The 25870-nt window shown below is 41.9% G+C and carries 25 protein-coding genes; 9 read left to right on the top strand and 16 right to left on the bottom strand.

Annotated elements, in window-relative coordinates; translation table 11 throughout:
- Positions 1-18: 18 nt before the first annotated feature.
- Both rlmH and rsfS read right to left on the bottom strand, forming a co-directional pair.
- On the bottom strand, positions 19-489 hold the full coding sequence (rlmH, locus tag PR683_RS19290; RefSeq protein WP_004908925.1) for a 23S rRNA (pseudouridine(1915)-N(3))-methyltransferase RlmH: 471 nt from the start codon (positions 487-489) through the stop codon (positions 19-21).
- Positions 490-491: 2 nt separating this feature from the next.
- Positions 492-818 (bottom strand): ribosome silencing factor, encoded by a 327-nt coding sequence (rsfS, locus tag PR683_RS19295; RefSeq protein WP_080641496.1) that lies wholly within the window; start codon positions 816-818, stop codon positions 492-494.
- Between the two features lie 344 nt (positions 819-1162).
- Here rsfS and PR683_RS19300 point away from each other — a divergent pair, with 344 nt between their 5' ends.
- Positions 1163-1807, top strand: a complete 645-nt coding sequence (locus PR683_RS19300) for a DUF1722 domain-containing protein (RefSeq protein ID WP_226537872.1) — start codon at positions 1163-1165, stop codon at positions 1805-1807.
- Here PR683_RS19300 and nadD read toward each other — a convergent pair.
- The 8 genes from nadD to PR683_RS19340 all read right to left on the bottom strand — a co-directional run bounded on the left by nadD (position 1795) and on the right by PR683_RS19340 (position 10140).
- Positions 1795-2460 carry a nicotinate-nucleotide adenylyltransferase gene (gene nadD / locus PR683_RS19305; protein WP_109913207.1) on the bottom strand — a complete coding sequence of 222 codons (666 nt, stop codon included), beginning with the start codon at positions 2458-2460 and terminating at the stop codon, positions 1795-1797. The genes PR683_RS19300 and nadD overlap by 13 nt on opposite strands.
- Entirely contained in the window at positions 2453-3484 is a 1032-nt protein-coding gene (gene holA, locus PR683_RS19310) for a DNA polymerase III subunit delta (protein ID WP_272581945.1), read from the bottom strand. The genes nadD and holA overlap by 8 nt, the downstream gene beginning before the upstream one ends.
- Complete coding sequence (gene lptE, locus PR683_RS19315) at positions 3484-4023, bottom strand: LPS assembly lipoprotein LptE (RefSeq protein ID WP_004908937.1); 540 nt, start codon at positions 4021-4023, stop codon at positions 3484-3486. The genes holA and lptE overlap by 1 nt, the downstream gene beginning before the upstream one ends.
- A gap of 30 nt (positions 4024-4053) precedes the next feature.
- Positions 4054-6636: a leucine--tRNA ligase gene (leuS, locus tag PR683_RS19320; protein WP_109913205.1), complete on the bottom strand. Its 2583-nt coding sequence runs from the start codon at positions 6634-6636 to the stop codon at positions 4054-4056.
- 350 nt (positions 6637-6986) lie between these two features.
- Complete coding sequence (locus tag PR683_RS19325; RefSeq protein ID WP_004257041.1) at positions 6987-7712, bottom strand: amino acid ABC transporter ATP-binding protein; 726 nt, start codon at positions 7710-7712, stop codon at positions 6987-6989.
- Positions 7709-8386, bottom strand: coding sequence for a glutamate/aspartate ABC transporter permease GltK (gltK, locus tag PR683_RS19330; protein ID WP_109913215.1), 678 nt, complete (start codon positions 8384-8386; stop codon positions 7709-7711). The genes PR683_RS19325 and gltK overlap by 4 nt, the downstream gene beginning before the upstream one ends.
- Positions 8387-8390: 4 nt before the next feature.
- On the bottom strand, positions 8391-9131 hold the full coding sequence (locus PR683_RS19335) for an amino acid ABC transporter permease (protein WP_109913204.1): 741 nt from the start codon (positions 9129-9131) through the stop codon (positions 8391-8393).
- Between the two features lie 115 nt (positions 9132-9246).
- Positions 9247-10140, bottom strand: coding sequence for an amino acid ABC transporter substrate-binding protein (locus PR683_RS19340; RefSeq protein WP_004908948.1), 894 nt, complete (start codon positions 10138-10140; stop codon positions 9247-9249).
- 582 nt (positions 10141-10722) lie between these two features.
- On the opposite strand from PR683_RS19340, the gene PR683_RS19345 reads away from it, so the two are divergent.
- The 5 genes from PR683_RS19345 to PR683_RS19365 all read left to right on the top strand — a co-directional run bounded on the left by PR683_RS19345 (position 10723) and on the right by PR683_RS19365 (position 15507).
- Positions 10723-11133 (top strand): hypothetical protein, encoded by a 411-nt coding sequence (locus PR683_RS19345; RefSeq protein WP_042851762.1) that lies wholly within the window; start codon positions 10723-10725, stop codon positions 11131-11133.
- A 48-nt stretch (positions 11134-11181) separates the two neighbouring features.
- Positions 11182-13254, top strand: a complete 2073-nt coding sequence (locus PR683_RS19350; RefSeq protein ID WP_272581946.1) for a protein-disulfide reductase DsbD family protein — start codon at positions 11182-11184, stop codon at positions 13252-13254.
- Positions 13251-13982 (top strand): DsbA family protein, encoded by a 732-nt coding sequence (locus PR683_RS19355; RefSeq protein ID WP_004908958.1) that lies wholly within the window; start codon positions 13251-13253, stop codon positions 13980-13982. Before PR683_RS19350 ends, PR683_RS19355 begins: the two co-directional genes overlap by 4 nt.
- A 386-nt stretch (positions 13983-14368) precedes the next feature.
- On the top strand, positions 14369-14869 hold the full coding sequence (locus PR683_RS19360; protein ID WP_004908960.1) for a protein disulfide oxidoreductase: 501 nt from the start codon (positions 14369-14371) through the stop codon (positions 14867-14869).
- 110 nt (positions 14870-14979) lie between these two features.
- On the top strand, positions 14980-15507 hold the full coding sequence (locus tag PR683_RS19365) for a protein K (RefSeq protein ID WP_117162198.1): 528 nt from the start codon (positions 14980-14982) through the stop codon (positions 15505-15507).
- 48 nt (positions 15508-15555) lie between these two features.
- Here PR683_RS19365 and PR683_RS19370 read toward each other — a convergent pair whose 3' ends face one another.
- Positions 15556-16269: an NUDIX hydrolase gene (locus tag PR683_RS19370; protein WP_004908966.1), complete on the bottom strand. Its 714-nt coding sequence runs from the start codon at positions 16267-16269 to the stop codon at positions 15556-15558.
- A 151-nt stretch (positions 16270-16420) separates the two neighbouring features.
- Here PR683_RS19370 and PR683_RS19375 point away from each other — a divergent pair, with 151 nt between their 5' ends.
- Both PR683_RS19375 and PR683_RS19380 read left to right on the top strand, forming a co-directional pair.
- Complete coding sequence (locus PR683_RS19375; protein WP_109913202.1) at positions 16421-17440, top strand: SPFH domain-containing protein; 1020 nt, start codon at positions 16421-16423, stop codon at positions 17438-17440.
- On the top strand, positions 17440-18363 hold the full coding sequence (locus PR683_RS19380; protein WP_272581947.1) for a sugar kinase: 924 nt from the start codon (positions 17440-17442) through the stop codon (positions 18361-18363). The genes PR683_RS19375 and PR683_RS19380 overlap by 1 nt, the downstream gene beginning before the upstream one ends.
- A 47-nt stretch (positions 18364-18410) precedes the next feature.
- On the opposite strand, the gene lnt is transcribed toward PR683_RS19380, so the two are convergent.
- The 5 genes from lnt to miaB all read right to left on the bottom strand — a co-directional run bounded on the left by lnt (position 18411) and on the right by miaB (position 24180).
- The gene (gene lnt, locus PR683_RS19385) at positions 18411-19940 is read right to left on the bottom strand and encodes an apolipoprotein N-acyltransferase (protein WP_123382158.1); all 1530 of its coding nucleotides are present in this window, start codon (positions 19938-19940) and stop codon (positions 18411-18413) included.
- Positions 19940-20824: a CNNM family magnesium/cobalt transport protein CorC gene (corC, locus tag PR683_RS19390; protein ID WP_004908986.1), complete on the bottom strand. Its 885-nt coding sequence runs from the start codon at positions 20822-20824 to the stop codon at positions 19940-19942. Before corC ends, lnt begins: the two co-directional genes overlap by 1 nt.
- Before the next feature lie 365 nt (positions 20825-21189).
- The gene (gene ybeY, locus PR683_RS19395) at positions 21190-21657 is read right to left on the bottom strand and encodes an rRNA maturation RNase YbeY (protein WP_004908987.1); all 468 of its coding nucleotides are present in this window, start codon (positions 21655-21657) and stop codon (positions 21190-21192) included.
- Complete coding sequence (locus PR683_RS19400; protein ID WP_004908988.1) at positions 21658-22710, bottom strand: PhoH family protein; 1053 nt, start codon at positions 22708-22710, stop codon at positions 21658-21660.
- A gap of 39 nt (positions 22711-22749) precedes the next feature.
- On the bottom strand, positions 22750-24180 hold the full coding sequence (miaB, locus tag PR683_RS19405; RefSeq protein WP_004908990.1) for a tRNA (N6-isopentenyl adenosine(37)-C2)-methylthiotransferase MiaB: 1431 nt from the start codon (positions 24178-24180) through the stop codon (positions 22750-22752).
- A 461-nt stretch (positions 24181-24641) separates the two neighbouring features.
- Between miaB and ubiF the strand changes: the two genes are divergently transcribed.
- On the top strand, positions 24642-25829 hold the full coding sequence (gene ubiF / locus PR683_RS19410; protein ID WP_109912840.1) for a 3-demethoxyubiquinol 3-hydroxylase: 1188 nt from the start codon (positions 24642-24644) through the stop codon (positions 25827-25829).
- Positions 25830-25870 lie beyond the last annotated feature (41 nt).

The following is a 25870-nucleotide window of genomic DNA, read 5'->3' on the forward strand; positions in this document are numbered from 1 at the left end:
GAACATATTTAAACCTGACTATTCCCTGTGATAAGGGTGATTAGTCGTAATACTCCATGCGCGATAAAGACTCTCGGCAACAAGAACACGAACCAGTGGATGAGGTAGCGTTAGTGGTGATAGTGACCAACTTTGCTCTGCCGCCGCTTTACAAGCAGGTGCAAGGCCTTCGGGACCACCGATTAATAAGCTGACATTACGGCCATCTTGTTTCCATTTATCGAGTTGTACGGCAAGTTTTGGGGTGTCCCAACGATCGCCTGGAATATCCAAGGTGACGATGCGATTTCCTTTACCTACAGCTGCGAGCATTAATTCGCCTTCTTTTTCTAGAATGCGTTTTATATCTGCATTTTTCCCGCGTTTTCCTGCAGGGATTTCCGTTAATTCAAATGGCATATCTTTAGGAAAACGGTGGAGGTAATCCATAAAGCCGGTCTGGACCCAGTCCGGCATTTTTGTTCCAACGGCGATGAGCTGTAATTTCAAACTCAGCTCCAGAGCTTTTCTAATTCATACATACGACGACTCTCATCTTGCATAATATGAACAATGGCATCGCCAAGGTCGACGACTATCCAATCAGAAATACCTTGCCCTTCAACACCTAATGGCATTAAACCATTTTTACGGCAAGCTTCGATTAACCTGTCAGCGACTGACATCAAATGGCGACTTGATGTCCCTGTACAGATGATCATCTGATCGGTAATACTTGATTTCCCTTGAACATCGATAGTAATGATATCTTCTGCTTTAGCATCATCAAGCTGATCGATAATAAATTGTTGGAGTTCAGTTCCTTGCAAAAGGTTCACCTTTTATTCAAATAAACAGAATATCACGTTAAACACTGTTTGTAGTTTGTAGATAAAATAATCGCTGATAACAAAGTAAACATATTAACAGCCCTGCTATTTTACCCTAGATTTTAAGAAAAATCGGCTAAATTATTTTTTATTCATCGTGGAGTGAAATTTATAGGGATATCCGTACATTTGAGCAAGAAGTTTGTGCTAACTTTACAAAATAACGCTAAAAACTGTACTCCTGACAAATATTTTAGAATGAGACATGTATTGTGCAAATAATTAAACCAAAAGTTTTTATATTTGAAGGAATTAATCATCTATCCGCTAATATTCATCCACAGGTGAATTCTATGGTTAAATTTGTAACGAACCTCACCCATGAGCGGATGCAAAATAAAGTTAATGGTATTATTTGCTCTAGACAGCAACTTGTTAAATTACAAGGATTATTCCCTGCGAATATTCCGATATTAACGGATGATAAGCTACAAGATATAGCGTTGTGGGACTGCTTTTTAACGAAATTGTATACGATAGAAAGATTAGATGGTTTATATAACGATTTAACACATCACAACATAATTCAATTTCATAGTTGCCATAAATATCTCATCATGGCGTATTCGCCTATTGGCTATCAGTATACAGGGCGTTTAGTGGCGAGTATTAAAAGTAGCACCGACCTTGTGTGTTTTTTTAATCAATATAAAGCCTGTTTAATGGAAATATTGGCGGCAGTGCCAGCAAAAAACATTGAAGTTAATGCGTTGAGCCATATGCAAGGCTATTTCAAACATAAAGCCACGAAAGATGAGAAAAAACGCTTATTATGGCTGATTAATGACTATTTAGCGGGTAATTTACCACTAAACAGGCCATTAGAGATGATGAAGCAATTGCTTGTTCAATACCCAGACAGCTATTTAATGGAGCAAGTTATTTTTGAGCCATATCCTAATAGTTGTTCAATAAGAGAGCTCCCTTATTGTTGGTAAAGGTGCTGTTGATGAATATATTGCAAAACCGCATCTGGAATTAATTCGTGACAAGAGTCGCCCGAGCTTAATTTTTCGCGGATCTCTGTTGCAGAGATATTTACCAATGGGGTATCCCCAATAAAAATGTACCCATTGGCCGTTTGATTTAAAGCAATCGGGTCTGTTGTTTGATGTTCTAACAGCCAGTTTTGCATTATAGGGTCGGAAAATTGAGTGGCATACCCCGGACGCGAACAGACTAATAGATGACAGTTATCTAAAATTCGATCCCAACCGTACCATTTATTAATCGACAATAAAGAATCTTGACCAATAATAAACGCAAGGGGCTTTTCTGGCCCAATTTCTTGACGTAGTTCAGCGAGAGTTTCTATCGTATAAGAAGGGCTATTTTTCGCTAATTCACGCGTATCGATAGCAAATAAAGGGTTATCCTGTATTGCTAACTTCACCATTTCTAAACGTTGTGATGGAGTTGCTTCTGGTTGTGGGCGATGGGGGGGAACGTGGTTTGGTAGCAAGATCACTTTTTCGAGCCCAACTTGCTGAGCAAGGGCTTGCACAGGGCGTAAATGTCCAAAGTGAATGGGGTCGAATGTTCCACCGAATAACGCTAGTAAGTTATGCTGTTTTGAAAATGAATTACTCATGAATAAAATTCTCTGCAAATGCTTTGCCGCATAATAGCATAGACAGTGATTGCAGGTCAGGCCATGGAGAATGGCTAAAATCTTGTTTTATATTGATTTCTGCTTGCGTTAATAACATTAATGCGGATTGCAATTGATGCAGTGTTAAGCGTTGTAAGGCTTCAGTGAGCACACCTCGGCGGTTTTGCCAAACTTTGTGCTGATCAAACAATGTTTTTAATGGGGCTGTTACAGATTGGCGTTTCAATGTAATTAGCAGCATCAGATCGCGTTGGATTGAGCGCAATAATATAACGGGCTCAACATCCTCTTGTTGCAGTTGCTCTAAAATATGCCAAGAACGGCGCGATTTACCAGCCAATAGGGCATCAACCCAATGATAGGGCGTAAAATGCGCAGAATCATTCACGGCACTTTCGACACGAGGGTAGGTGAGTTTACCATCAGGATAAAGAAGGGATAGCCGTTCAAGTGCTTGCGCTAAGCCAAGTAAATTCCCTTCATAACAATAGCAAAGTAGTTGGTTAGCTTCGGTTTCTAAAGAAAGCCGCATACTGTAGGCGCGTTTAGAAACCCATTGTGGTAACCGTTGATATTCAGGGGGCAGGCAACTGATATAAATGGCGTCTTGGCTAATCGCTTTAAACCAAGCACTGTTTTCTTGTGCTTTCGTGAGTTTATGGCCGCGTAACACAAGAAGTAGGTCTGAATGGAGTAGCTGCGCCAGTTGATTCAACTTTTCTGCCATGGCAGCGTTAGGGCCATTTTCAGGCAACAGCAGAGTGAGTGTTTGGCGGCTAGCAAACAGGCTTAAAGCTTGACAGAGACTAAAAATTTCATCCCAGTCAGTATTTTGCTCAAGAGAAAACGAAAAATGTTCCTCAAAGCCTTGTTCTTGTGCCGCTTTGCGGATGGCATCTTGGCTTTCTTGAAGAAGAAGGGGCTCATTGCCCCATATTAAATAGCGGCCTCTTAGAGACTCTTGTAACGAAGAGGCCAGCTGTTCAGGGTAGATACGCGTCATTATGGTTGAGTATTCGCATCAGCCGCTTGGTTTTTTGCCTTCTCAAGTTCTGCTGAATGAACAAGCAATAATTTACGTACAATATTACGTGCAGCTTGTTCTTGCATTTCTTGTCTTACAATTTCTTTTTCAGCATCTTTCGCAAGCGCTTCTAAAGGGTTGTCGAAGAAAGTGCGTTCAACACGGCTTTGTAAAGGATAGATAGCTCCATCAGGCATCAACACTTGCACATTCATTACCAGTGTTAATTGTTTCTCTGCCGCTTTACCATCTTGATAAACGGACACAGTTTCAGTGTTTTCATTAGAGCTCAAAACTTTCAAAATGGGGACACCGGCTCTTCCCGTTTCGAGAATGGTCACGTTATTGAGCCGCAGTTGCTCCCTAAGCGCCCTTGTAAGGTAGCCATATGGGTCACTTGAACTTAGCTGCAATGTTCTCAGTTCCTCAGGAATTTGAGTTGTTCCTTGAAGACGAAAACCGCAACCTGCGGTGACTAGTACCGCTAAGCTCAAAAATAAAGTTATCAGATAACGCACCTGGCCTCCTTATCAGCCAATAACCTAATATTAACCTACAACAAGGTTAAGCAATTTGCCTGGGACATAGATTACTTTGCGGATGCTAACACCTTCAAGGTATTTCGCTACGCTCGGTTCATTTTTTGCCATATCTAGGACAAATTCTTGGTTTGCATCAGCCGGAACGGTAATGCGACCACGAACCTTGCCATTAACTTGAACGACAACCAGTTTGGTATCGTCAATCATGGCTGTTTCATCAGCAACTGGCCATTGTGCGAAATCGATGTCTGTTTGGTGACCGAGCGCTTTCCACATTTCAAAGCAAGCATGTGGAATGATTGGAGATAGCATCAGTGTGATTGCTTCGAGAGACTCTTGTACTAATGCACGGTCTTGCTCAGTTTCCTGTGGTGCACGAACTAATTTGTTCAAGAATTCCATGATAGCGGCAATCGCAGTGTTAAATGCATAACGACGACTGAAATCATCGGAGACTTTCGCGATTGTTTTGTGCAGGTCACGACGTAAGTCTTTTTGTTCTGGTGTTAATGTGCTGATATCTAAAGGTGAAGTTGCACCTTTTTGTGAATGCTCATGTACTAAACGCCAAACGCGACGCACGAAGCGGTTAGCCCCTTCAACGCTGGATTCTTGCCACTCAAGGGTTAACTCTGGTGGTGCAGCAAACATCATAAACAGACGAACAGTATCCGCACCGTATTTTTCGACCATTAATTGAGGGTCAATACCGTTGTTTTTCGACTTAGACATTTTGCTCATGCCGGTATACACCAGTTCATGACCTTCATTGTCTACCGCTTTAGTTATACGGTTTTTGTCGTCACGTTCAACAATGGCATCGGCTGGGGAAACCCAAACACGTTGGCCATCGCTACCTGTGTAGTAGAATGCATCAGCCAGCACCATGCCTTGGCACAGTAAGCGTTTTGCTGGTTCATCGGAGTTGACTAACCCTGCATCACGCATCAACTTATGGAAGAAGCGGAAATACATTAAGTGCATGATGGCGTGTTCGATACCACCAATATATTGGTCAACCGGTAACCAGTAGTTTGCTGCCTCAGGGTCTAACATGCCGTCGTCATATTGCGGGCAGGTATAACGAGCATAGTACCAAGAAGATTCCATGAAGGTATCGAAGGTATCGGTTTCACGTAATGCAGGTTGACCATTAATGGTCATTTTAGCCCATTCAGGATCTGCTTTAATCGGGCTTGTAATACCGTTCATTACGACATCTTCTGGCAAAATGACAGGTAACTGATCTTCAGGAACCGGAACCACAGTGCCATCTTCCAATGTTGCCATTGGGATTGGAGCACCCCAGTAGCGTTGACGTGAAACACCCCAGTCACGTAAGCGGTAGTTTACCTTGCGTTGACCAGCACCCAGAGCAACGAGTTTATCTGAAATAGCATTGAAACCCGCTTGGTGGTCTAATCCACTGAATTCACCTGAGTTAATCAGTGCATTTTTCTCAGTCATCGCTTCTTGGGATAAATCAGGCTCGTTGCCATCAGCATCGGCAATAACCGCTTTGATGGGTAAGTTGTATTTGTGGGCGAATTCCCAGTCACGTTGGTCGTGAGCAGGAACGGCCATAACTGCGCCAGTACCGTATTCCATTAAAACAAAGTTAGCGACCCAAATTGGCAGTTTTTCTTGGGTTAATGGATGAATAACGAATAAGCCGGTTGCCATGCCTTTTTTATCCATGGTCGCCATATCCGCTTCCGCAGTTTTGGTGTTACGGCATTCATCAATAAATTGGGCTAATTCAGGGTTATTTGTCGCGGCTTCTTTAGCCAGAGGGTGACCCGCTGCAACAGCCACATAAGTTGCCCCCATAAAGGTATCAGGGCGAGTGGTATAGACTGTTAAGGTTTCATCACGGTCTGCAACATTGAATGTGATCTCAGTCCCTTCGGAACGGCCGATCCAGTTGCGCTGCATGGTTTTGACTTGCTCTGGCCAGTCATCTAATTTGTCGAGGTCGTTGAGCAGCTCTTCTGCGTAGTCGGTAATTTTAATAAACCACTGTGGGATTTCTTTGCGCTCAACAGGGGTGTCACAACGCCAGCAGCAGCCATCAACCACTTGTTCATTCGCCAAAACAGTTAAGTCGTGAGGGCACCAGTTAACCGCAGAGGTTTTTTTGTACACTAAACCTTTTTCATACAGTTTAGTAAAGAACCATTGTTCCCAACGGTAATATTCAGGAGTACAAGTGGTGACTTCGCGATCCCAATCGTAACCAAAACCGAGCATTTTCAGCTGGTTTTTCATGTAATCGATATTGGCGTAAGTCCATGGTGCAGGAGCAGTATTATTTTTAACCGCAGCACCTTCAGCAGGCAGACCAAACGCATCCCAACCAATTGGTTGGAGAACGTTTTTCCCCAACAAACGTTGGTAACGAGAGATAACGTCACCCATGGTGTAGTTACGTACGTGGCCCATGTGTAGTCGACCAGAAGGGTAAGGTAGCATGGACAGGCAATAGTATTTTTCTTTGCTGTTGTCTTCTGTCACTTTGAAAGTTGCTTTTTCATCCCAGTGACGCTGTACTTTAGGCTCTATATCTTCTGGACGATATTGTTCTTGCATGGCACCGATAATCCTATGGTGAATAAAGGCTACATCTGTAGCGTGAATGTCTTTCTTAATTGAGATCCGCATAGCATAGCGGATCTACACCGAAAACAACAATAGTTGATTAGCTGAACCTAATAGGGGGAAGCTGGATATTGTTTTTCGGGGAACGGATCAGGATATTTTACGCTGATAACCAAACAACTTAACTAAAAAAACAGTGAAATGGTAGTGGTTTCGTGAACTATTTCAAATTCAGCAAGTTGTTGTTGATTTATTCGCTTAGGCAATACTCATAGTGCAACAATATTGCCCCGCATGAATGTGTGTTAAGGCTAGGGAGCCTAATGGCTCCCTGAGAAAGATTAATGGAGAATTTTTGCGAGGAAATCTTTTGCACGATCAGATTGTGGGTTAGCGAAAAAGTCTTCTTTTTTACTGTCTTCGACAATCTTGCCTTCATCCATAAAAATAACGCGATTAGCCACTTTTTTGGCGAAGCCCATTTCATGGGTCACCACCATCATGGTCATTCCTTCATTGGCGAGCTCAACCATAACATCGAGTACTTCATTGATCATTTCAGGGTCAAGGGCCGATGTTGGTTCATCGAACAACATGGCGATAGGATCCATACACAGCGCTCGAGCAATAGCGACACGTTGTTGTTGTCCCCCTGAAAGCTGAGCTGGGAATTTATTGGCATGACTGGATAAACCCACGCGTTCCAATAATTTCAAACCTTTTGCTTCAGCTTCTTTTTTATCGCGGTTTAATACTTTAACTTGCGCCAATGTCAGATTTTCAATAATCGACAAATGAGGAAATAGCTCGAAGTGTTGGAATACCATCCCAACTTTAGAGCGAAGTTTTGCAAGGTCAGTTTTTTTGTTATTAACTTGAATATCATTCACAAAAATCTCACCCTGTTGAATTGGTTCTAAACCATTTACTGTTTTTATTAATGTGGATTTACCAGAACCAGATGGCCCGCACACAACCACAACTTCACCTTTTTTAACTTCAGTTGTGCAGTCTGTAAGCACCTGAAACTGGCCATACCATTTGGATACATTTTTCAGGGTTATCATGAAACAGTCCTTTTCTTAAGATAATTCACTAACATAGAAGCGCCAAAACTGATAATAAAGTACACCAGACCCGCAAACAGTACCATCTCTACTTGTGTCCCATCACGCTCACCAATATTGGTGGCAGTACGGAAAAAGTCTGTCAAACTGAGTACATACACGAGGGATGAGTCCTGAAACAGAACAATTCCTTGAGTTAACAACAGCGGCACCATGGCTTTAAAGGCTTGCGGTAATACCACGAGCCGCATGGTTTGCATATTTGTCATTCCCAAAGCTAACGCCGCAGAAGCTTGTCCTCGTGAAATACTTTGAATACCCGCACGAATAATTTCAGAATAATAAGCTGCTTCAAAAAGAGAGAAGGCTATCATTGCAGAAATTAAACGAATATCATTTTTTGGTGATAAGCCTAGAACATTTTGTAATAAGCTAGGAACGATTAAGTAGAACCACAGCAAAACCATAACCAACGGAATAGAACGGAATGTATTCACATACAGGGCTGCAAACCAGCTGATTGGCTTGAATGTGGATAACCGCATCACGGCCAAAACCGTTCCCCACAAAATTCCCACCACTATCGCGGTCAGTGTAATTTTCGCAGTGACAATGAAGCCATCGATTAAAAAGGGCATACTCGGAGCAATTGAGCTCCAATCAAATTCATACATCATTTTATCGCCCTCCAATGGTGCCTGGTAAGCGAACTTTGCGCTCTAATAACGTCATCAAAATCATGATAATGACGTTAATACCGACATAAGCTAATGTAATTGCGGTAAAGGATTCCCATGCGTGAGCAGAATAGTCCAATAGCTTTCCTGCTTGTGCCGCCATATCGACTAAGCCAATGGTTGACGCAATGGCTGAGTTTTTAACCAAGTTCAACATTTCTGAGGTCATTGGTGGCAAAATGACCCGATAGGCATTGGGTAATAGAACGTAGCGATAGGTTTGTGGCAAAGTGAGCCCCATTGCGAGTGCGGCACTTTTTTGCCCTCTAGGCAGTGACTGAATGGCTGCACGTACTTGCTCAGTCATTCGTGCTGCGGTGAATAACCCAAGGCAAAGCATTGAGGAAATAAAGAATTGATAATTAGGATCCAATTCCATTTTAAACCAATCCCCGATTGAACGAGGGAGAAGTTCTGGAATAACTAAATACCAAGTAAAAAATTGTACGATAAGCGGTACGTTACGGAATAACTCTACGTAAGCGGTACCTAAAAAAGCTAAAAAGCGGTTAGGTACGGTACGTAAAATACCGAAAAATGAACCGACTAAAAATGCGATGATCCAGGCGCAAATAGAAAGTGTTACGGTGACTTCGAGGCCAGATATTAACCACCCTAAGTAGGTGGTATTCCCAAAAGGGGCTTCCTGAAGGAAAATCCCCCAATTCCAATTAATAGACATAATATTGACTTCCTGTGGGCAATGAAATTCCCGAATACTGTCGTAAAAGAGGATGCAAGGCGGGGAACGACCGCCTTGCAATTCTTACTTCAGTAATACCCTGTTTGTCTTTTTATTAGTTTAATGCTTTATCATTTGGTTCTTTAAATAAGGCTTTCATTTCATCGGATAACGTAAATTTCAGGTTCAGATTTTTCGGAGGAATAGGTTGGTTGAACCAGCGATCAAAGGATTTTTCAGCGACACCTGATGTTTGTGCATTCGCAATGGTTTCATCGATAAGCGCTTTAAATTGAGGGTCATCTTTACGCAACATACAGCCATAAGCTTCTTCGGTTTGCGGCTTGCCAACGATTTCCCAGATATCCGGTTTCTTCGCTTTTGCACGCTCACCTGCTAACAACGCATCGTCCATCATAAAGGCAACAGCACGACCTGATTCTAAGGTACGGAACGAATCACCATGGTCTTTCGCACTGATAATGCGCATTTTCATATTTTTTTCATCATTTAACTGATTCAACAGAATTTCAGAAGTTGTACCTGAGGTCACGACGACATTTTTACCGGCTAAGTCAGCAAAGTCTTTCACACCAGAGTCACCTTTAGTGAGTAAGCGCGTCCCAACCACAAAGATTGTGTTAGAGAAAGCGGCTTGTTTTTGTCTTTCTACATTATTGGTTGTTGAACCACATTCAAAATCAAATGTGCCATTTTGCAGGAGTGGAATACGGTTTTGTGATGTGATTGGAATGAGTTTGACTTGCAGATCAGGCATGTTTAATTTTTTCTTCACTGCATCAACAATGGCATTTGAATAATCCTGTGAGTAACCAACCACTTTCTGGCTATTATCATAGTAAGAGAAAGGTACGGAAGATTCACGATGACCAACAACTATTACACCGTTGTCTTTGATTTTTTTCAGAGTGCCGTTTAACTCCTCTGCTTGGACTGCGCAGGTTGCACCTAAAATCATCATCGATAATACAAGTTTACTTATACGCATAGTTACAACTCCTTTAGAACATCGGTGTAAACCCGTTGTAATTTTTAAGGTGCTATCGCGAGATAACGCCTGAATTACTGTGGTTTCGTAGTGTTGTGTTTGCAAATGTTTCGCAGATTTAGACAATTCCGCGATTATCCGCTATATGTTTTATTGTTGTTAAAAAATAATTAAATTTGTTAATTAATGAAAACGAATTGTTTCAATTTCGGGAGCTGTCTCGCATATTATTTGGGTAATTTTTGAATTACCGCACTAACATGGTGATTTACCATCTAAAATTGTCTTAAACTGATAATCATGCACTGTTAAGGTGCAAGTTATCTTCGTTTCATGCCATATATTAGATAAAGCAATTTGCGTGCCTAGTTTTGGTAGAACTGCATTTTTGTTTACTGAAAAAGAGGGTGATATTTGTAAAGTTAGCTGATGGCACTTGTACGGAATGTTTTGCTGTGTAAGATGTAACCTCTATTTAACTTATAGATGGGGTAACGGTATTAGTCAAAGATAGGTTTTTATCGTTATGGTTGTCAAAGTCGCATAATTAGTGTTATTTCAGGAAGTTATACCAAGATGCGCATGAACAGGCATTTAAAATTAGGTAAAGGATTAGTGATATTCGCCTGTCTGATGGTATTGGTTTGTATGAATCAACGTGCCGTCGGAGAGCGTTTGCTCGCCAATTTTTTTGTGCCAGATGTATTAGCGCAAGCACAAATTAACACGGGTACTCACGTTTCTTATATCGATCAATCACAGGTAAAACAAAGTGATAGCAGCGGTACACATCTTTCCAGCTGTGAACTGAGTGCTAAGTCATTAATGACTTTGCTACCTGCTGTTCTTGAACCATTCTTCTTCATGTTTCTTTCTTTGGCTGCGCTAACTTTATTTTGTACTAATCTATTTATATCTAGAGCAAATAATGAAGAGAAGCATGCCCCTCCAAGAGTCAGACGACACTTACAATTTTGTAATCTTCGGAATTAGCACACAACGGATAGGGACTCGTTTGTGTAATTTATTCTGGAGGAAACAATGCGTTTTTTAATTAATTCATTTTTTATATTTTTTGCACTATTTTCGAGCAGTTTATACGCTGCAGATACGGGGTGGTTGCAACCTGCGAATACGGGGTGGATGAATGACAACACTCCACGGCATGCGCAGGTCAGGTTATTAAGTTCGGCACAGGAAAATGGCAAAATCGACATTTTGCTCGATGTAAAACTTGATGACGGGTGGAAAACCTATTGGCGTTCGCCTGGCGAAGGTGGAGTCGCACCTGAAATTGTATGGTCGTCACCTGTTGAATCAACAGATTGGCAATGGCCAACACCTGGTCGCTTTGATGTCGCGGGTGTTTCAACTCAAGGCTATATGGGAGATATTGTTTTCCCCATTACAGTCACAAGTAATGAAAAGCTCGATAAACTTGCTGGAACACTCACGTTATCAACCTGCAGTAATGTGTGTATTTTAACCGATTACCCGTTTGAACTCGATTTAACAGAGCCAGCTCCTGCTGACTTTACTTGGGCATTTAACCAAGCCAAAGGGGCGGTTCCACCATCTAGTGGCTTAGTAGAGCAAACCAAAGTTGGCTTTACCAATGATAAGCTAATCATTGAATTACAAAAAAGTTCAGGAAATTCGTGGGAACAACCTAACATTTTTACTGATGTGGTTGAAGGTGCAGCATTAGGCGTGCCTGTAATAGAGACAACAGGCAATCATTTAACAGCAACAATAGATGTTGGTGATGATTGGGGAGGCGAGTCTCCCGATTTAACCGGTAAAACAGTTTCTTTTGTGGTTGCAGATGGCGAAATTTCGCAGCAAATTAGTCATCAAGTGAGTACATTTACTGGCACGATAGCATCAAAAGTGAGTGGTGCTTCGTTATGGCAGGTGATGCTATTTGCACTTTTGGGGGGCTTGATCCTTAATCTGATGCCATGCGTTCTGCCTGTGTTAGCGATGAAACTTGGCTCTGTATTGATGGTGCCTCATGGTGAGCAAAATACCATTCGCCGTCAGTTTTTATTGTCATCTCTTGGTATTTTAGTTTCCTTTTGGTTACTGGCGCTATTGATGACGTTATTACGAGTCGGTCAACAAGCTGTTGGTTGGGGTATTCAGTTCCAAAACCCATGGTTTATCGGTTTTATGGTATTGGTAACAGCGCTATTTACTGCAAATTTATTTGGCTTATTTGAAATCAACTTAGGTAGCAAGGCCAATACACGCTTGGCAACAGCTGGGGGGCATGGTAGCAGCGGTCATTTTTGGCAAGGGGTATTCGCGACATTATTGGCAACACCTTGCTCTGCACCATTTTTGGGCACAGCCGTAGCATTTGCACTGGCAGCGCCGATGGAAGAGTTGTGGTTGATCTTCACCGCATTAGGTATCGGTATGAGTTTACCGTGGTTACTGATCGCTGCTTTTCCGGATATCTCTCGCTTACTACCAAAACCAGGTATGTGGATGCTGAAATTACGCGCCATACTAGGGTTAATGATGCTGGTATCTAGCTTATGGTTAATTAGCTTATTAATACCACATTTTGGTGTGCCTACTTCGACGGCGATTGCTGTCATTTTCTTAGTATTATTAGTTGTTTTTATCGCGATAAAACGAGGTGTAAGGGCAGCTATCTTGCCATTCATATTATTTGCCGTTTTTGCTGGTGGGTTTGTTTGGATGACGCAAGAACAGCATTCCGGCAGCCGTTCTCTCGTTAAAGATACCGTAAATTGGCAACCTTTGACTGAGCAAGCGATTACGGCTGCGCTGGCGGATAACAAGCGCGTCTTTATTGATGTTACTGCTGAATGGTGTGTGACTTGTAAGGCAAATAAATACAATGTACTACTGAGAGATGATATCCAACAGCTACTTAGTGAACCTGATGTTGTTGCTTTACGGGGTGATTGGACCAAACCTTCACCTGAAATTACGGCATTTTTACAAAAACGTGGGCAGGTCGCTGTTCCATTTAATCAAATTTATGGCCCTAACTTGGCCGAAGGCGAAGTACTGTCAACAATACTTGACCGTGAATCGCTAATATCCGTTATGAATCAGGCCAAAGGAGCCACAAAATGAAAAAAACAATCTTAGCCGTTTTATTTTCGTCGCTAATGATGGGGTCAGTAGCACAAGCGGCACCTTTAAGTGCAGACCAAGAAGCGCAAGTGCGTAAATTAGTGCGTGATACTTTGATTGAAAACCCAGAAATTTTGGAAGAAGCGATTGTTGCCCTGCAAGCTAAACAAGGGGAAAGACAACAAGCCCAAATGAAAGAAACGTTAAAAGCGGAGCACGATGCTTTGTTTAATGACCCAACCAGCCCGCGTATCGGTAAAAAAGATGCCAAGTTAGTTTTGGTTAATTTTACTGATTTTAACTGCCCATTCTGTAAGCGTTTCGACCCACAACTGATGGATCTTGTGAAAAAATACCCTGATGATGTGGCTGTGGTAATTAAATACTTACCATTTAAAGGCCAGACTTCAATGGATTCAGCTCAGTTAACCATGACGCTGTGGCAAGAAGACCCGAAAGCATTTGAAGCTCTACACCACAAATTTATGCAAAAACAAGGCATGCTATCAGATGCCAATATCAAAGATGCGCTTAAAGCGACAGGAAACGATAAACTGAAAGCCAGTGATAAGAGCCGTGATGGCATTCGCACCAATATGATGTTGGCAGAGAAATTGGGTGTGAATGGTACGCCAGCAACATTGGTAGGTGATGAGTTGATCCCAGGTGCTATTGATGCACAGCAGTTTGAGGCGGTAGTGAAGGAGCAGTTGGCTAAGCTCAAATAATCCTCGTTATCCTCGTCATATTTCGCGCTGTGGCGTTGTTGGCTGCTCTCGACTACGTGAGTCACATACTTGTGTATTCTCCCCACGATAGTCTCGTTTGCCGCCTAGCCACAACGCGAATTATTTAGAGGATAAAGATTAAATAATCTAAACTCTAAAATTAGAGGATAAAGATTAAATAATCCAAACTCTAGAATTAGAGGATAAAGATTAAACAATCCAAACTCTAAAATTAGAGGATAAAGATTAAACAATCCAAAACTCTAGAATTAGAGGATAGGAAAACAAATATTTAATTAAATGCTAAAGCATTCATTTTAAGTGGATGTTTTGGTTTCTTACATCATTGATTTGTACTATTTGATACCAAATAGGTAAGCAACTATATGAATAAAATAAAAAAATGGTCTAAAGAAATTATTGTTTTGGCAATTATTTTATTTATTGCCTTTACAGTGATGGATTTATGGCGCAAGCCACAAACCCTTGCGCCTGTATTATTGGAACAACACACTCTGGCCAACGGTGAGACGGTTTCATTGGCAGAGTTAAGTAAAGAAAAACCGATATTGGTTTATTTCTGGGCGACGTGGTGTGGGGTCTGTAATTTGACTTCGCCAACGGTATCAGAATTAAGCCAATCAGGTATGCCAATTATTTCGGTAGCGATACGTTCAGGTGAAACATCTCGCTTAATCAAGGGGATGGAAAACAAGGAGCTAACTTTTCCTGTGATCAACGATATAAGCGGGCAACTTTCCAATGCGGTTGGGGTCAGTGCGACGCCCACTTTTATGGTGATTGATAACGGTGAGCTAGTCAGTTTTACATCGGGTTGGACGAGTTCTTATGGCTTAAAAATGCGTATGTGGTTGGCATCTTTTTAGTTTTCTATCATCCCCTTTGGGCTAAAAAAGGGGATTTTTCTGCCTATAAGTTTAATTTATCATTATGGTAAACTCATTCGGCTATATAAATAATAAAATAGGTGAATGGGATGGCTATGTTTAAAAAAGTGGTTGGATTATTTTTAGGTGTGATACTAATCGCGGGATGTTCCCCTGAGGTGGAAGAGAAAACAGTACCGGAACAACCGTCAGGAACGATCGAAAATTCACAAATAGAACAGCGTTATGATGAAATAAAAGCTAATTCAACAGAAGATAAAATTAATGCCTTTAATGCTAAAGGAGATGATGACCCAACGATGTTACGGGGCATTTTTCTGTCTGACATGGCAGAATCATTACCTATGCTGATTGATGATGTGACTCTATTGACTGAAGTCACCGCGAAAAATGGCATGTTATTTTACCAATACACCATCAAAGGGATCCCTGATAACGTATTGGAAGGCGATAGCTGGCAGCAAAATATGCGTGAAATTTTGAACCGCAACTACTGCGGTAAAAATGCAGGTATGGATATTTTGCATGGAATGTTCCCTGAAGGCATTACGCATAATTACCATAAGTCCAACAAACTCATTTTTACTTATATTGTGACCCCTGCGATTTGCCAATAGCATTCATTGCGGTGCCTGATAATATTGATTTATCAGGCAGTTCAAAAATTAAAATTCCAAATTACGAATAAAACGGTAATCCGCTGATTGTGGTTTTAAGCGATATAAATTAGCAGGGCGACCGCGCTCATGGCGTTTCTCTCCAGTATCAATCAACAAATCCGCTTGTTCAAGTCGGCGCCTAAATGATTTATTTTGCAGGGGCTTACCAATCAGAACTTCATGGACATGTTGAAGTTCAGCTAAGGTAAAAACTTCAGGTAATGCAAAGCCTGGAACTATCGAATAAAGTGATTTTTGCTTTAGACGTTCTCTCGCTTGTTGATAGAGTTTAAAATGGTCGAACGCAAGAGAAAGCTGATCTATTTCATCAATAGAGACCCACCTGACAGAATCTACTGTATCAATATGGGCTTCACAGGCTTGGTAAGCAATTAGAGCCGTATAACAAACAGTGACAGACCAACCGCGTGGATCACGTTGGTGGTTTCCAACTGTACAAAGCTGCTCAATATAAGGGGGGATCACGCCTGTTTTTTCTTTTAGTTTACGTAAAATAGCTTCTTCTAAGGTTTGATCATGTTGCTCATCAATAAATCCTCCCGGCAAACCCCATTTCCCCTTTTCGGGGAAACTAGCTCGTTCAACCAGTAATACCTTCAACGTGTTTTCATGGTAAGCAAACAAAACGGCATCGACAGTGAGTAAAGGTGATAAATAATCCTTTCTGTCATAGCTAGCAAGAAATTCTTTTTCATTCATATTGTTACCACTCAAATTCAAAGGTGAAGTTTAGGGGGAAATCATACAGATAAAAATAGTTATTGTCATTAGGACATTTATTTCTTGACTTCTTTTTGTCTATAAGACAATAATAAATTAAAGTCTTAAGGACATTAATGAGGAGTACACTATGTTTAACTTTAAATATTTCAAAGCAGACTCATCAACTTTTGTTATTCAATCAGTGAATGGAAAAGTGCGTAAACAAGGTAAGGGGCTCAGTTTTTGGTATAACTCGGATAAAACCTCTATTGCGGCGCTTCCATTGAATGCACAAGAAGCCCCCTTTATTTTTAATTTACAATCTTCTGATTTCCAAAGTTTACGTATTCAGGGACAAATTTCTTTTCAGGTAGTCGCTGCCGAAAAAACGGCGGATGTTTTAAATTTTAACTTAACTAAAGATGGAAAAAGCTATGCATCTGAAGATCCACTTAAACTGAGCGACAGGGTAGTGCGTGCGGCTCAAACTATTATCCAAGCTAAGATACAAACTACTTCATTACGAGATGCATTATTGATTAGCCAATCATTGGTGACATTAGTTAGCAAGCAACTTGCAGAACAAGCTGCAATCGAGTCATTAGGCATCGCTATTTTAGATGTTTCCATTGCAGCAATTGCACCTTCACCTGAAACCCTCAAAGCATTAGAAGCACAAGCGAGAGAATCCATTTTGAAAGAAGCGGATGACGCTATCTATGCCAGACGAAAATTTTCTGTCGAACAAGAAAGGACGATTAAAGAAGCTGAGCTAGAAACTGACTTATCTGTGCAGGCCAAAGAGCAGCAAATTGAAGAAGCTCGCCTTGATAATGAACGTAAGTTGTTACGTGAACGTGCAGAGATTAAGCAAGAAGAATTAACAGCACAGGTGAGTGCGGAAGCAAAACGTAATGAGTTGGTGGCACTTAGCGTGGAAAACCAACGGATCCAATCTGATGCAGATGCCTATGCGATTGAATCTAAAATGAAAGCTTATAGCCAATTACCAGTGGAGAACTTAAAAGCGCTTGCGTTGGCGAAAATGGGACCAGAGCAATTGATGGCAATGGCATTTGAATCATTAGCACAAAATGCAGGAAAAATTGGCGAGTTAAATATTTCCCCTGATTTATTTGGACAGCTAATGAAAAAAGGGGCGAAATAATGAATAAGATTGATGATGCCCGATTCATTCTCGTGATACGTAAAACTCGCTTACAGGAGCTCATTGAACGTTTCAATACATGGCCTCAGGCAAAATTTTATTTGGAACATAATCATGTGGAAGTCGATGATTACTTGAATGAACATGATTTATATCAGCGGCAATTAGTTCAAGCTGAATCAATTTTGAAGTCTTTAGGCCGATTTCAATTATTGGAAAGAAAATTATTACCAAGCTACCAATTTTCTAAGCAGGACATTATCGTCGTGATTGGGCAGGATGGCTTAGTGGCTAATACGTTAAAGTATTTAAAAGGGCAGCCCGTTATTGCGATTAACCCCGATCCTGCAAGGTGGGATGGAAAACTACTGCCATTTGAAATTAGTCAATTACAGGAGGTGGTAACGAAAACATTGAAAGGTCAGGTTGAACAAAAATCAGTGACCTTTGCACAGGCAACAACCAATGACGGGCAATCACTACTGGCGGTGAATGATTTATTTATTGGCCCGAAAAGCCACACATCGGCACGTTATTTATTGAACTGGAATGGAGAACAAGAGTTTCAATCATCCTCTGGAATTATTATATCGACCGGACTTGGGTCAACGGGGTGGTTTCAATCTATTTTAGCGGGGGCACAGGCAATTATGGGAGGGAATAATCATCCGTTAGCACAAGGATTTGGCTGGGAGGAATGTAAGTTACAGTTTAGTGTTAGGGAGCCGTTTTTAAGTAAAACGACAGGAACCAGATGGGTATTTGGCACGATAGAGCCGAGTAACCCGTTAGCGGTGGAGTCATTAATGCCCGATAACGGCGTTATTTTTTCCGATGGTATTGAAGATGATTTTTTACAATTCAATGTAGGTTGTATTGTGACAGTGAAAATTGCAGATGTACGAGGGTTATTAGTTGCTTAGCTAGTTTCCCCACCTCATTTATAGACATCGAGGTGGGGTTAACATCGTTACTTTTGACGTCTATTCATAGCAAAACCGAGAATACCAAATACCACGACCACTCCCCACATCGGATAATTACTCCAACGTGCGTAAGGAGTCAGCCCTGTTGTTGGGGTGACTTCAGTAGCCAGTGTTGCCGTTTTAAATTGTGGCAGCATATCCTGAATAGAGCCATCTGCACTGATCACTGCGGTGATACCATTATTGGTTGAGCGCAACAGTGGGCGGCCTAACTCCAAAGAACGCATCCGTGCCATTTGGAAGTGTTGCCAAGGGCCTATGGATTTTCCAAACCACGCATCATTTGAAACAGTAAGTAAGTAGTCGCTATCAGGCTTAAAGTTATCTCTGACCTGTGTACCTAAAATAATTTCATAGCAAATCGCAGCCGTTAGATGAATATTACCAACTGCTAATTGCGCTTGTTCATAATCGCCACGGCTAAAACCCGACATCGGCAAATTAAAGAACGGTGCGATAGGGCGCAGTAAATCTTCTAAAGGTACATATTCACCAAATGGCACTAAATGGTGTTTGTTATAGCGGTTTTTAGATGGATATAAATACGGTTTTTTATCGCCTAATACAATGATTGTATTATAAAAAGTATATTCACCATCCATCGGGCGTGCATCCACAATACCCGTAATTAACTGAGTGTTCGACTCTGCCAGTAATTGGTCGAGAGATTTAAGCCACGTTTGGTTGTCGAGCTCAACGGAAGGTACTGCCGATTCAGGCCAAACAATCAAAGACGCTTTACCGATATAAGGGCGAGAGAGCTCCATATAGGTGTCTTTGGTTTGTTGTAAGAAGCTGGCTTCCCACTTCATTGATTGGGGAATGTTGCCTTGAACCAGTGCCACTTCCATTTTCTTGTCTTCAAGGGAGGTAAACCATTGTACATTTTTGGCAATTAATGGGGCAAAAATTAAGGCAGCCGCAACAGCGAGCGCGATAAAGCTGCGGCGTAGGATAGCGAGTACTAGCAGACCACTGATGCTAAATAATAGCAACGTAATCATTTCCACCCCAAATATAGGAGCGAGAGCTTTCATCGGCCCATCAATTTGGCTATAACCAAATTGCAGCCATGGAAAACCAGTGAGAACCCAACCACGTAAAAACTCAGTAACCTGCCACAGTGCTGGGGCAAAAAAGACTAAACGCCAAATATTGGCATGTGGGGCAAATTTAGCCATCAATGCGCCAAAAAGCCCAGTATAAAGAGAAAGGTATGCCGCTAAAAGAATAACAATAAATACGTTAACAGGGCCTGGCATGCCGCCAAAATCTGCAATGCTGACGTAAACCCAGTTAACGCCACTACCGAATAAGCCAAATCCCCAAGCAAAGCCGATAGCAAAAGATTGCTTGACCGTGCGCTGCAAGGTCAGTAATTGGAGGAAAAGGATAGAAAGTAGTGCGGCAGGCCAGATGTCAAAAGGCGAAAAAGCCAGCGTTCCACTGGCTCCGAAAATTAAAGCCAGCAGTAACCGCAACCGCTGACTTTGATAAATAGACGTTGAGTTCATTAAGTCTTTTCTTCTTCCAAAGTTGGAACTGGCGCGTCGTCTGGGATTTTTACGTGAAGCAGAAGGATCCGGCGACTATCTGCCATCGCAACTTTAAATTGATAGTTGTCTATGGTTATGGTTTCACCACGAGAAGGTAGATGACCAAAGGCTTGCATAACGAGGCCACCGACCGTATCAACTTCTTCGTCACTAAAATGAGTCCCAAAGGCTTCATTGAAATCTTCAATCTGCGTCAGGGCGCGGACAGAATAAGAATGGCGGCTAAGCTGGCGAACATCAACATCGTCTTGGTCGTCATACTCGTCTTCGATTTCGCCTACGATGAGCTCTAAAATATCTTCAATGGTTACTAGACCAGAAACACCACCAAACTCATCAATAACGATAGCCATATGATAGCGTTGAGAGCGGAATTCTTTGAGTAGTCTGTCTACTCGCTTACTTTCAGGTACAACAACCGCTTGGCGTAATACCTTATCGATACTAAAAGGCTCTGCGTCGGTACGCATAAATGGCAGTAAATCTTTTGCCATCAATAACCCTTCGATATGGTCTTTGTCTTCACTAATAACAGGGAAGCGTGAGTGAGCAGAGTCAATAATGACATCAAGGCACTCATCAAGCGTTTGATTACGTTTTAAGGTAACAATTTGGGAACGCGGGATCATAATGTCGCGCACGCGTTGATCCGCGATATCCATTACCCCTTCAAGCATTTCGCGGGTGTCAGGATCGATCAAATCGTTCTGTTCAGAGTCGCGGATTAATTCGACCAAATCATCACGATTTTTAGGTTCACCATGAAATAGGTGATTTAACAGTGCAAAGAACCCTTTCTTAGGACCAGGGTTATCGCTACTCGAAGAGTTATCGTCGCTCATGGCGGTTAATTTTTTTTTCCTCAAAAAATACTCGTCATACTTCGAACTGCAGCGTTGTTGGCTGGACTCGGCTAATCGAATCACATACTTATGTATGCTCATCGAGATATCCTAGCTTGCCGCCTAGCTGCAATTCGAATTATTTAGAGTATTCACTCGTCGTATCTCGAACCGCAGCGTTGTTGGCTGCACTTGGTACCAAAAGTAGCCCAAGTCAAAGTATTTGGAGCTTAGGTTAGTTAATAAAAACAGTTTGCTACATTCTTTTTTAGCACAAAATTGACGGTTTATCTGCAAAATAACCGTCAGTTTTTTGTAAAATAATGCTTTCTTTGAGAAAGATATCTCAAAAAATTATAGTTAGGTCACTCTTTTTCTGCAAGATATGGGTCTTCGTAGCCTAATTCAGCCAGAATTTCGGTTTCTAAACTTTCCATTTCTTCTGCTTCATCATCTTCAATATGATCATAGCCTAAAAGATGAAGGCAACCATGAACGACCATATGAGCCCAGTGTTCTTCTGCCGTTTTTTGTTGCTCGATAGCTTCTTGCTCAACAACTTGGCGACAGATAATTAAATCACCGAGCAAAGGCAGCTCAATTTCTGGCGGAGCCTCAAAGGGGAATGACAACACGTTGGTCGGTTTGTCTTTGCCACGATAGGTTAAGTTTAAGTGATGGCTTTCGGGTTCATCAACCACCCGAATAGTGACTTCACTTTGTGCTTGAAATTTAGGCAAAACAGCTGTTAACCAACGCTGAAATTCGGCTTCAGGAGGCAAGCCTTCAGGGTTTTCGCACGCAATTTGTAAATCGAGAATAATGTCACTCATTTATAGATTTTCCTGCTTTTCAAATTGCTTTTGCTGTTCTTTTTCTTCACGTAACTGTTGGCGACGTTTATTGTCTTGTTCTTCCCATGCTTCATAAGCCATGACGACTTTGGCAACAACAGGATGACGAACCACATCTTCACTGTGGAAGAAATTGAAGCTTAAATCATCGACTTCGGAGAGCACTTCAATGGCATGACGTAATCCTGATTTACTACCGCGAGGCAAGTCAACCTGAGTAATATCTCCCGTCACAACCGCTTTAGAATTAAAGCCAATACGTGTTAAAAACATCTTCATCTGCTCGATGGTGGTGTTTTGGCTCTCATCTAAAATAATAAAAGCATCATTCAACGTACGGCCACGCATATAGGCCAGCGGCGCGACTTCGATAACATTACGCTCAATCAGTTTTTCAACTTTTTCAAAGCCTAACATTTCGAATAGCGCATCATAAAGTGGGCGCAGGTAAGGGTCGACTTTTTGGCTGAGGTCGCCCGGTAAAAAACCAAGTTTTTCACCTGCTTCAACAGCAGGGCGCGTAAGCAGAATGCGGCGAACTTCTTGGCGTTCTAAGGCATCAACTGCCGCGGCTACCGCTAAATAGGTTTTCCCAGTTCCCGCAGGGCCAATGCCAAACGTAATATCATGGTCTAAAATATTGGCGATATATTGCGCTTGATTTGGGGTGCGTGGTTTGATCACACCACGTTTAGTCTTAATATTCACCGCTTTACCGTAGTCAGGAACGCTATCGGCGGATTGCTCTAAAACACGGCTATCCAGAATGGCTAAGTGAATATTTTCAGGGTCGATATCAGGGATAACACCGCGCACAGGCGCGGTATCAACATACAGTTGACGCAAAATTTTGCTGGCCGCTTGAACGTTCAGCGGCTTACCCGATAACTTAAAACGGTTATCACGGCGATTAATTTCGATAGCAAGGCGGCGTTCTAGCTGCTTGATATTATCGTCAAATGGCCCGCAGAGGCTCATTAAACGTTGGTTATCTGCGGGTTCTAGAAAGATTTCTTGTGTTGCGATTTGCAAATTTTTTGTCTCGGTCACTGAATATCCTATGGTTGTGGCTTAGGGCTGAAAACTACCAACACCTAGCTCATCTTCTTTACGGGTGCGTGCAATAACAGACTCTGGCGATTCATGAACGCGAAGACCCATTTGATCTTCTGTACGAATGACTTTACCGCGTAATGAGTTGGTATAAACATCCACAATTTCGACATCCACAAATTTACCAATCATATCCGGTGTACCTTCAAAGTTCACAACACGGTTATTTTCAGTACGTCCAGACAGCTCCATAACATTTTTACGCGATGTTCCTTCAACTAAGATACGTTGAATGGTTCCCACCATTTGGCGGCTGAAGCTTAATGCCTGCTGATTAATGCGCTGTTGCAGTAAGTATAGACGCTGTTTTTTCTCATCTTCCGTTACGTCGTCAGGTAAATCTGCAGCGGGTGTGCCAGGACGTGCGGAATAAACAAAGCTGTAGCTCATGTCAAAATTCACGTCAGCAATCAGTTTCATGGTTTTTTCGAAGTCTTCGGTTGTTTCACCAGGGAAGCCCACGATAAAGTCTGAACTGATAAGAATACCAGGGCGTGCTTCGCGTAGTTTGCGAATAATGGCTTTGTATTCAAGTGCCGTATGAGCACGTTTCATCATCGTTAGAACGCGGTCTGAGCCACTTTGCACAGGTAGATGCAAGAAGCTGACTAATTCTGGAGTATCGCGGTAAACTTCGATGATATCGTCAGTAAATTCAATTGGGTGGCTAGTGGTAAAGCGAACTCGGTCGATACCATCAATAGCTGCAACTAAACGCAGTAATTCTGCAAATGAGCAAATTTCACCATCAAAGGTCTCACCGCGGTAAGCATTCACGTTTTGACCCAGTAAGTTAACTTCACGCACACCTTGTGCAGCTAACTGTGCGATTTCAAATAGAATATCATCACAAGGGCGGCTAACTTCTTCACCACGGGTATAAGGCACTACGCAGAAGGTGCAATACTTATTACAGCCTTCCATAATCGAAACGAAAGCCGTTGGCCCTTCAGCACGAGGTTCGGGTAAACGGTCAAATTTTTCAATTTCAGGGAAGCTGATATCAATAACTGGGCTGCGCGTACCTTGAACTTGGTTAATCATCTCAGGCAAACGGTGCAAAGTTTGCGGGCCGAAAACGATGTCAACGCTTGGTGCACGTTGGCGAATAAAATCCCCTTCTTGTGAAGCGACACAGCCGCCTACACCAATAATAATGTCAGGGTTTTTGTCTTTAAAAAACTTCCAACGACCAAGTTGATGGAAGACTTTTTCTTGTGCTTTTTCACGAATTGAACAGGTATTAAGCAGTAATAAATCTGCTTCTTCAGCAATTTCAGTGAGTTGATAACCATGGGTATTTTCTAATAAAGAAACCATTTTGGATGAGTCATACTCATTCATCTGGCAACCCCAAGTTTTAATGTATAGCTTTTTATTCGTCGACATGTCGTATATCCGGTGTTTTCGAAGCGGCTAGTGTAATGGACTCCGAAACGCGTTGTAAATCCAAAGTCCTACCCTTTATATTTGGGAACTCGCATGCATTTTGATTAAGGACATCATTGTATGATGGGATAAATGCAAAGATATTTAAAATAATATCACCACACGAAATCTAAGGGCAGGCAATTTGCCTATTGTTTTAAAATTAGCACGTATTGTATTCATTTGCGGCATCAGTGACCAGAGGATGTTGCAAAATTGTGGTTATTTTTTGTGCAAATTAAAGTGTTTTCGGCAAAATACACTGTTTGTAAGGTTATAAAGATGAAGGGCTCGAATAACCTCTAAGCCTTCAATGCTTATATTTCCTGTGAGGATCATCATTTTTCGGTACAATACCTTTATCAACGTGGTCACTGTTATCAAACAACAATCTTTATTAAACAATAAATAGTAGCGAACGTATGAATAAATTAATCGAATCTTATGATGTTGTCGTCGTTGGCGCAGGTATGACTGGCGCGGCAGCAGCATTGGGCTTTGCTCAAGAAGGCATGCGAGTCGCTTTGCTTGAAAAAGCACAACCTGCGGCCTTTGACCCACAAAGTGCTCCAGATGTTCGTATTTCTGCGATTAGCCGTGCTTCTGTTGAATTGTTGGAGCAATTAGGGGCTTGGCAACATGTTAAAGCAATGCGAAGTGCTCCATATCGTCAGTTAGAAACATGGGAAGAGCCAGAGAGCAATGTGGTTTTTGATGCTCAGAGTCTTGGGTTGCCTGAACTTGGGTTTATGGTAGAAAACCGTGTGTTACAGCTTGCATTATGGCAAGAATGTGAAAAATACAGCAATCTAGACCTTGTCTGCCCTGCGAGACTTATCAATTTATACCAACCTAAGTCACAAGAAGAGTGGATATTAGCATTAGATGATGGCCGAGCTCTGCAAGCTAAGCTTGTTATTGGAGCTGATGGCGCGAATTCGCAGGTCCGCAAAATGGCAGGGATTGGTAGCCGTGGCTGGCAGTATCGCCAATCATGTATGTTGATTAGCATTCAAACACAGCAGTCTCAGCAAGATAAAACATGGCAGCAGTTTTTTCCATCAGGGCCTAGGGCATTTTTACCGCTGTATGATAATTGGGCTTCATTAGTCTGGTATGACAGCCCTGCAAAGATTAGGCGTTTACAAGGCATGTCAATGGAACAGTTGACGGGAGCGATTTCTGAAGCTTTCCCTGAACGTTTAGGGCCTGTTACCGCAATTGCGTCAGGGGCATTTCCACTGACTCGTCATCATGCTCGTCGCTATGTAATAGATGGATTAGCATTGATTGGTGATGCCGCTCATACCATTAATCCATTAGCGGGGCAGGGAGTGAATTTAGGCTACCGAGATGTTGATGCGTTGTTGAAAGAAGTGATTTACGCGCGCGAATACATACAACCTTGGCATTCCCTTGATGTATTGAAGCGTTATCAACGCCGTCGTTTGCCTGATAATTTAATTATGCAAGCTGGAATGGACGTATTTTATATGGCATTTAGTGAAAAGTTACCAGGATTGAAAATAGTTAGGAACCTTGGGTTGATGGCGGCACAGCGTGCTGGAGAAGCGAAAAAGCTGGCGTTGAAGTATGCTTTAGGTTTATAGAAATTATCTTGAATATAATAAATAGGCCGCTAATTAGCGGC

Origin of the sequence: Providencia sp. PROV269 (assembly GCF_028477785.1) — a bacterium.
Classification (GTDB): domain Bacteria; phylum Pseudomonadota; class Gammaproteobacteria; order Enterobacterales; family Enterobacteriaceae; genus Providencia; species Providencia rettgeri.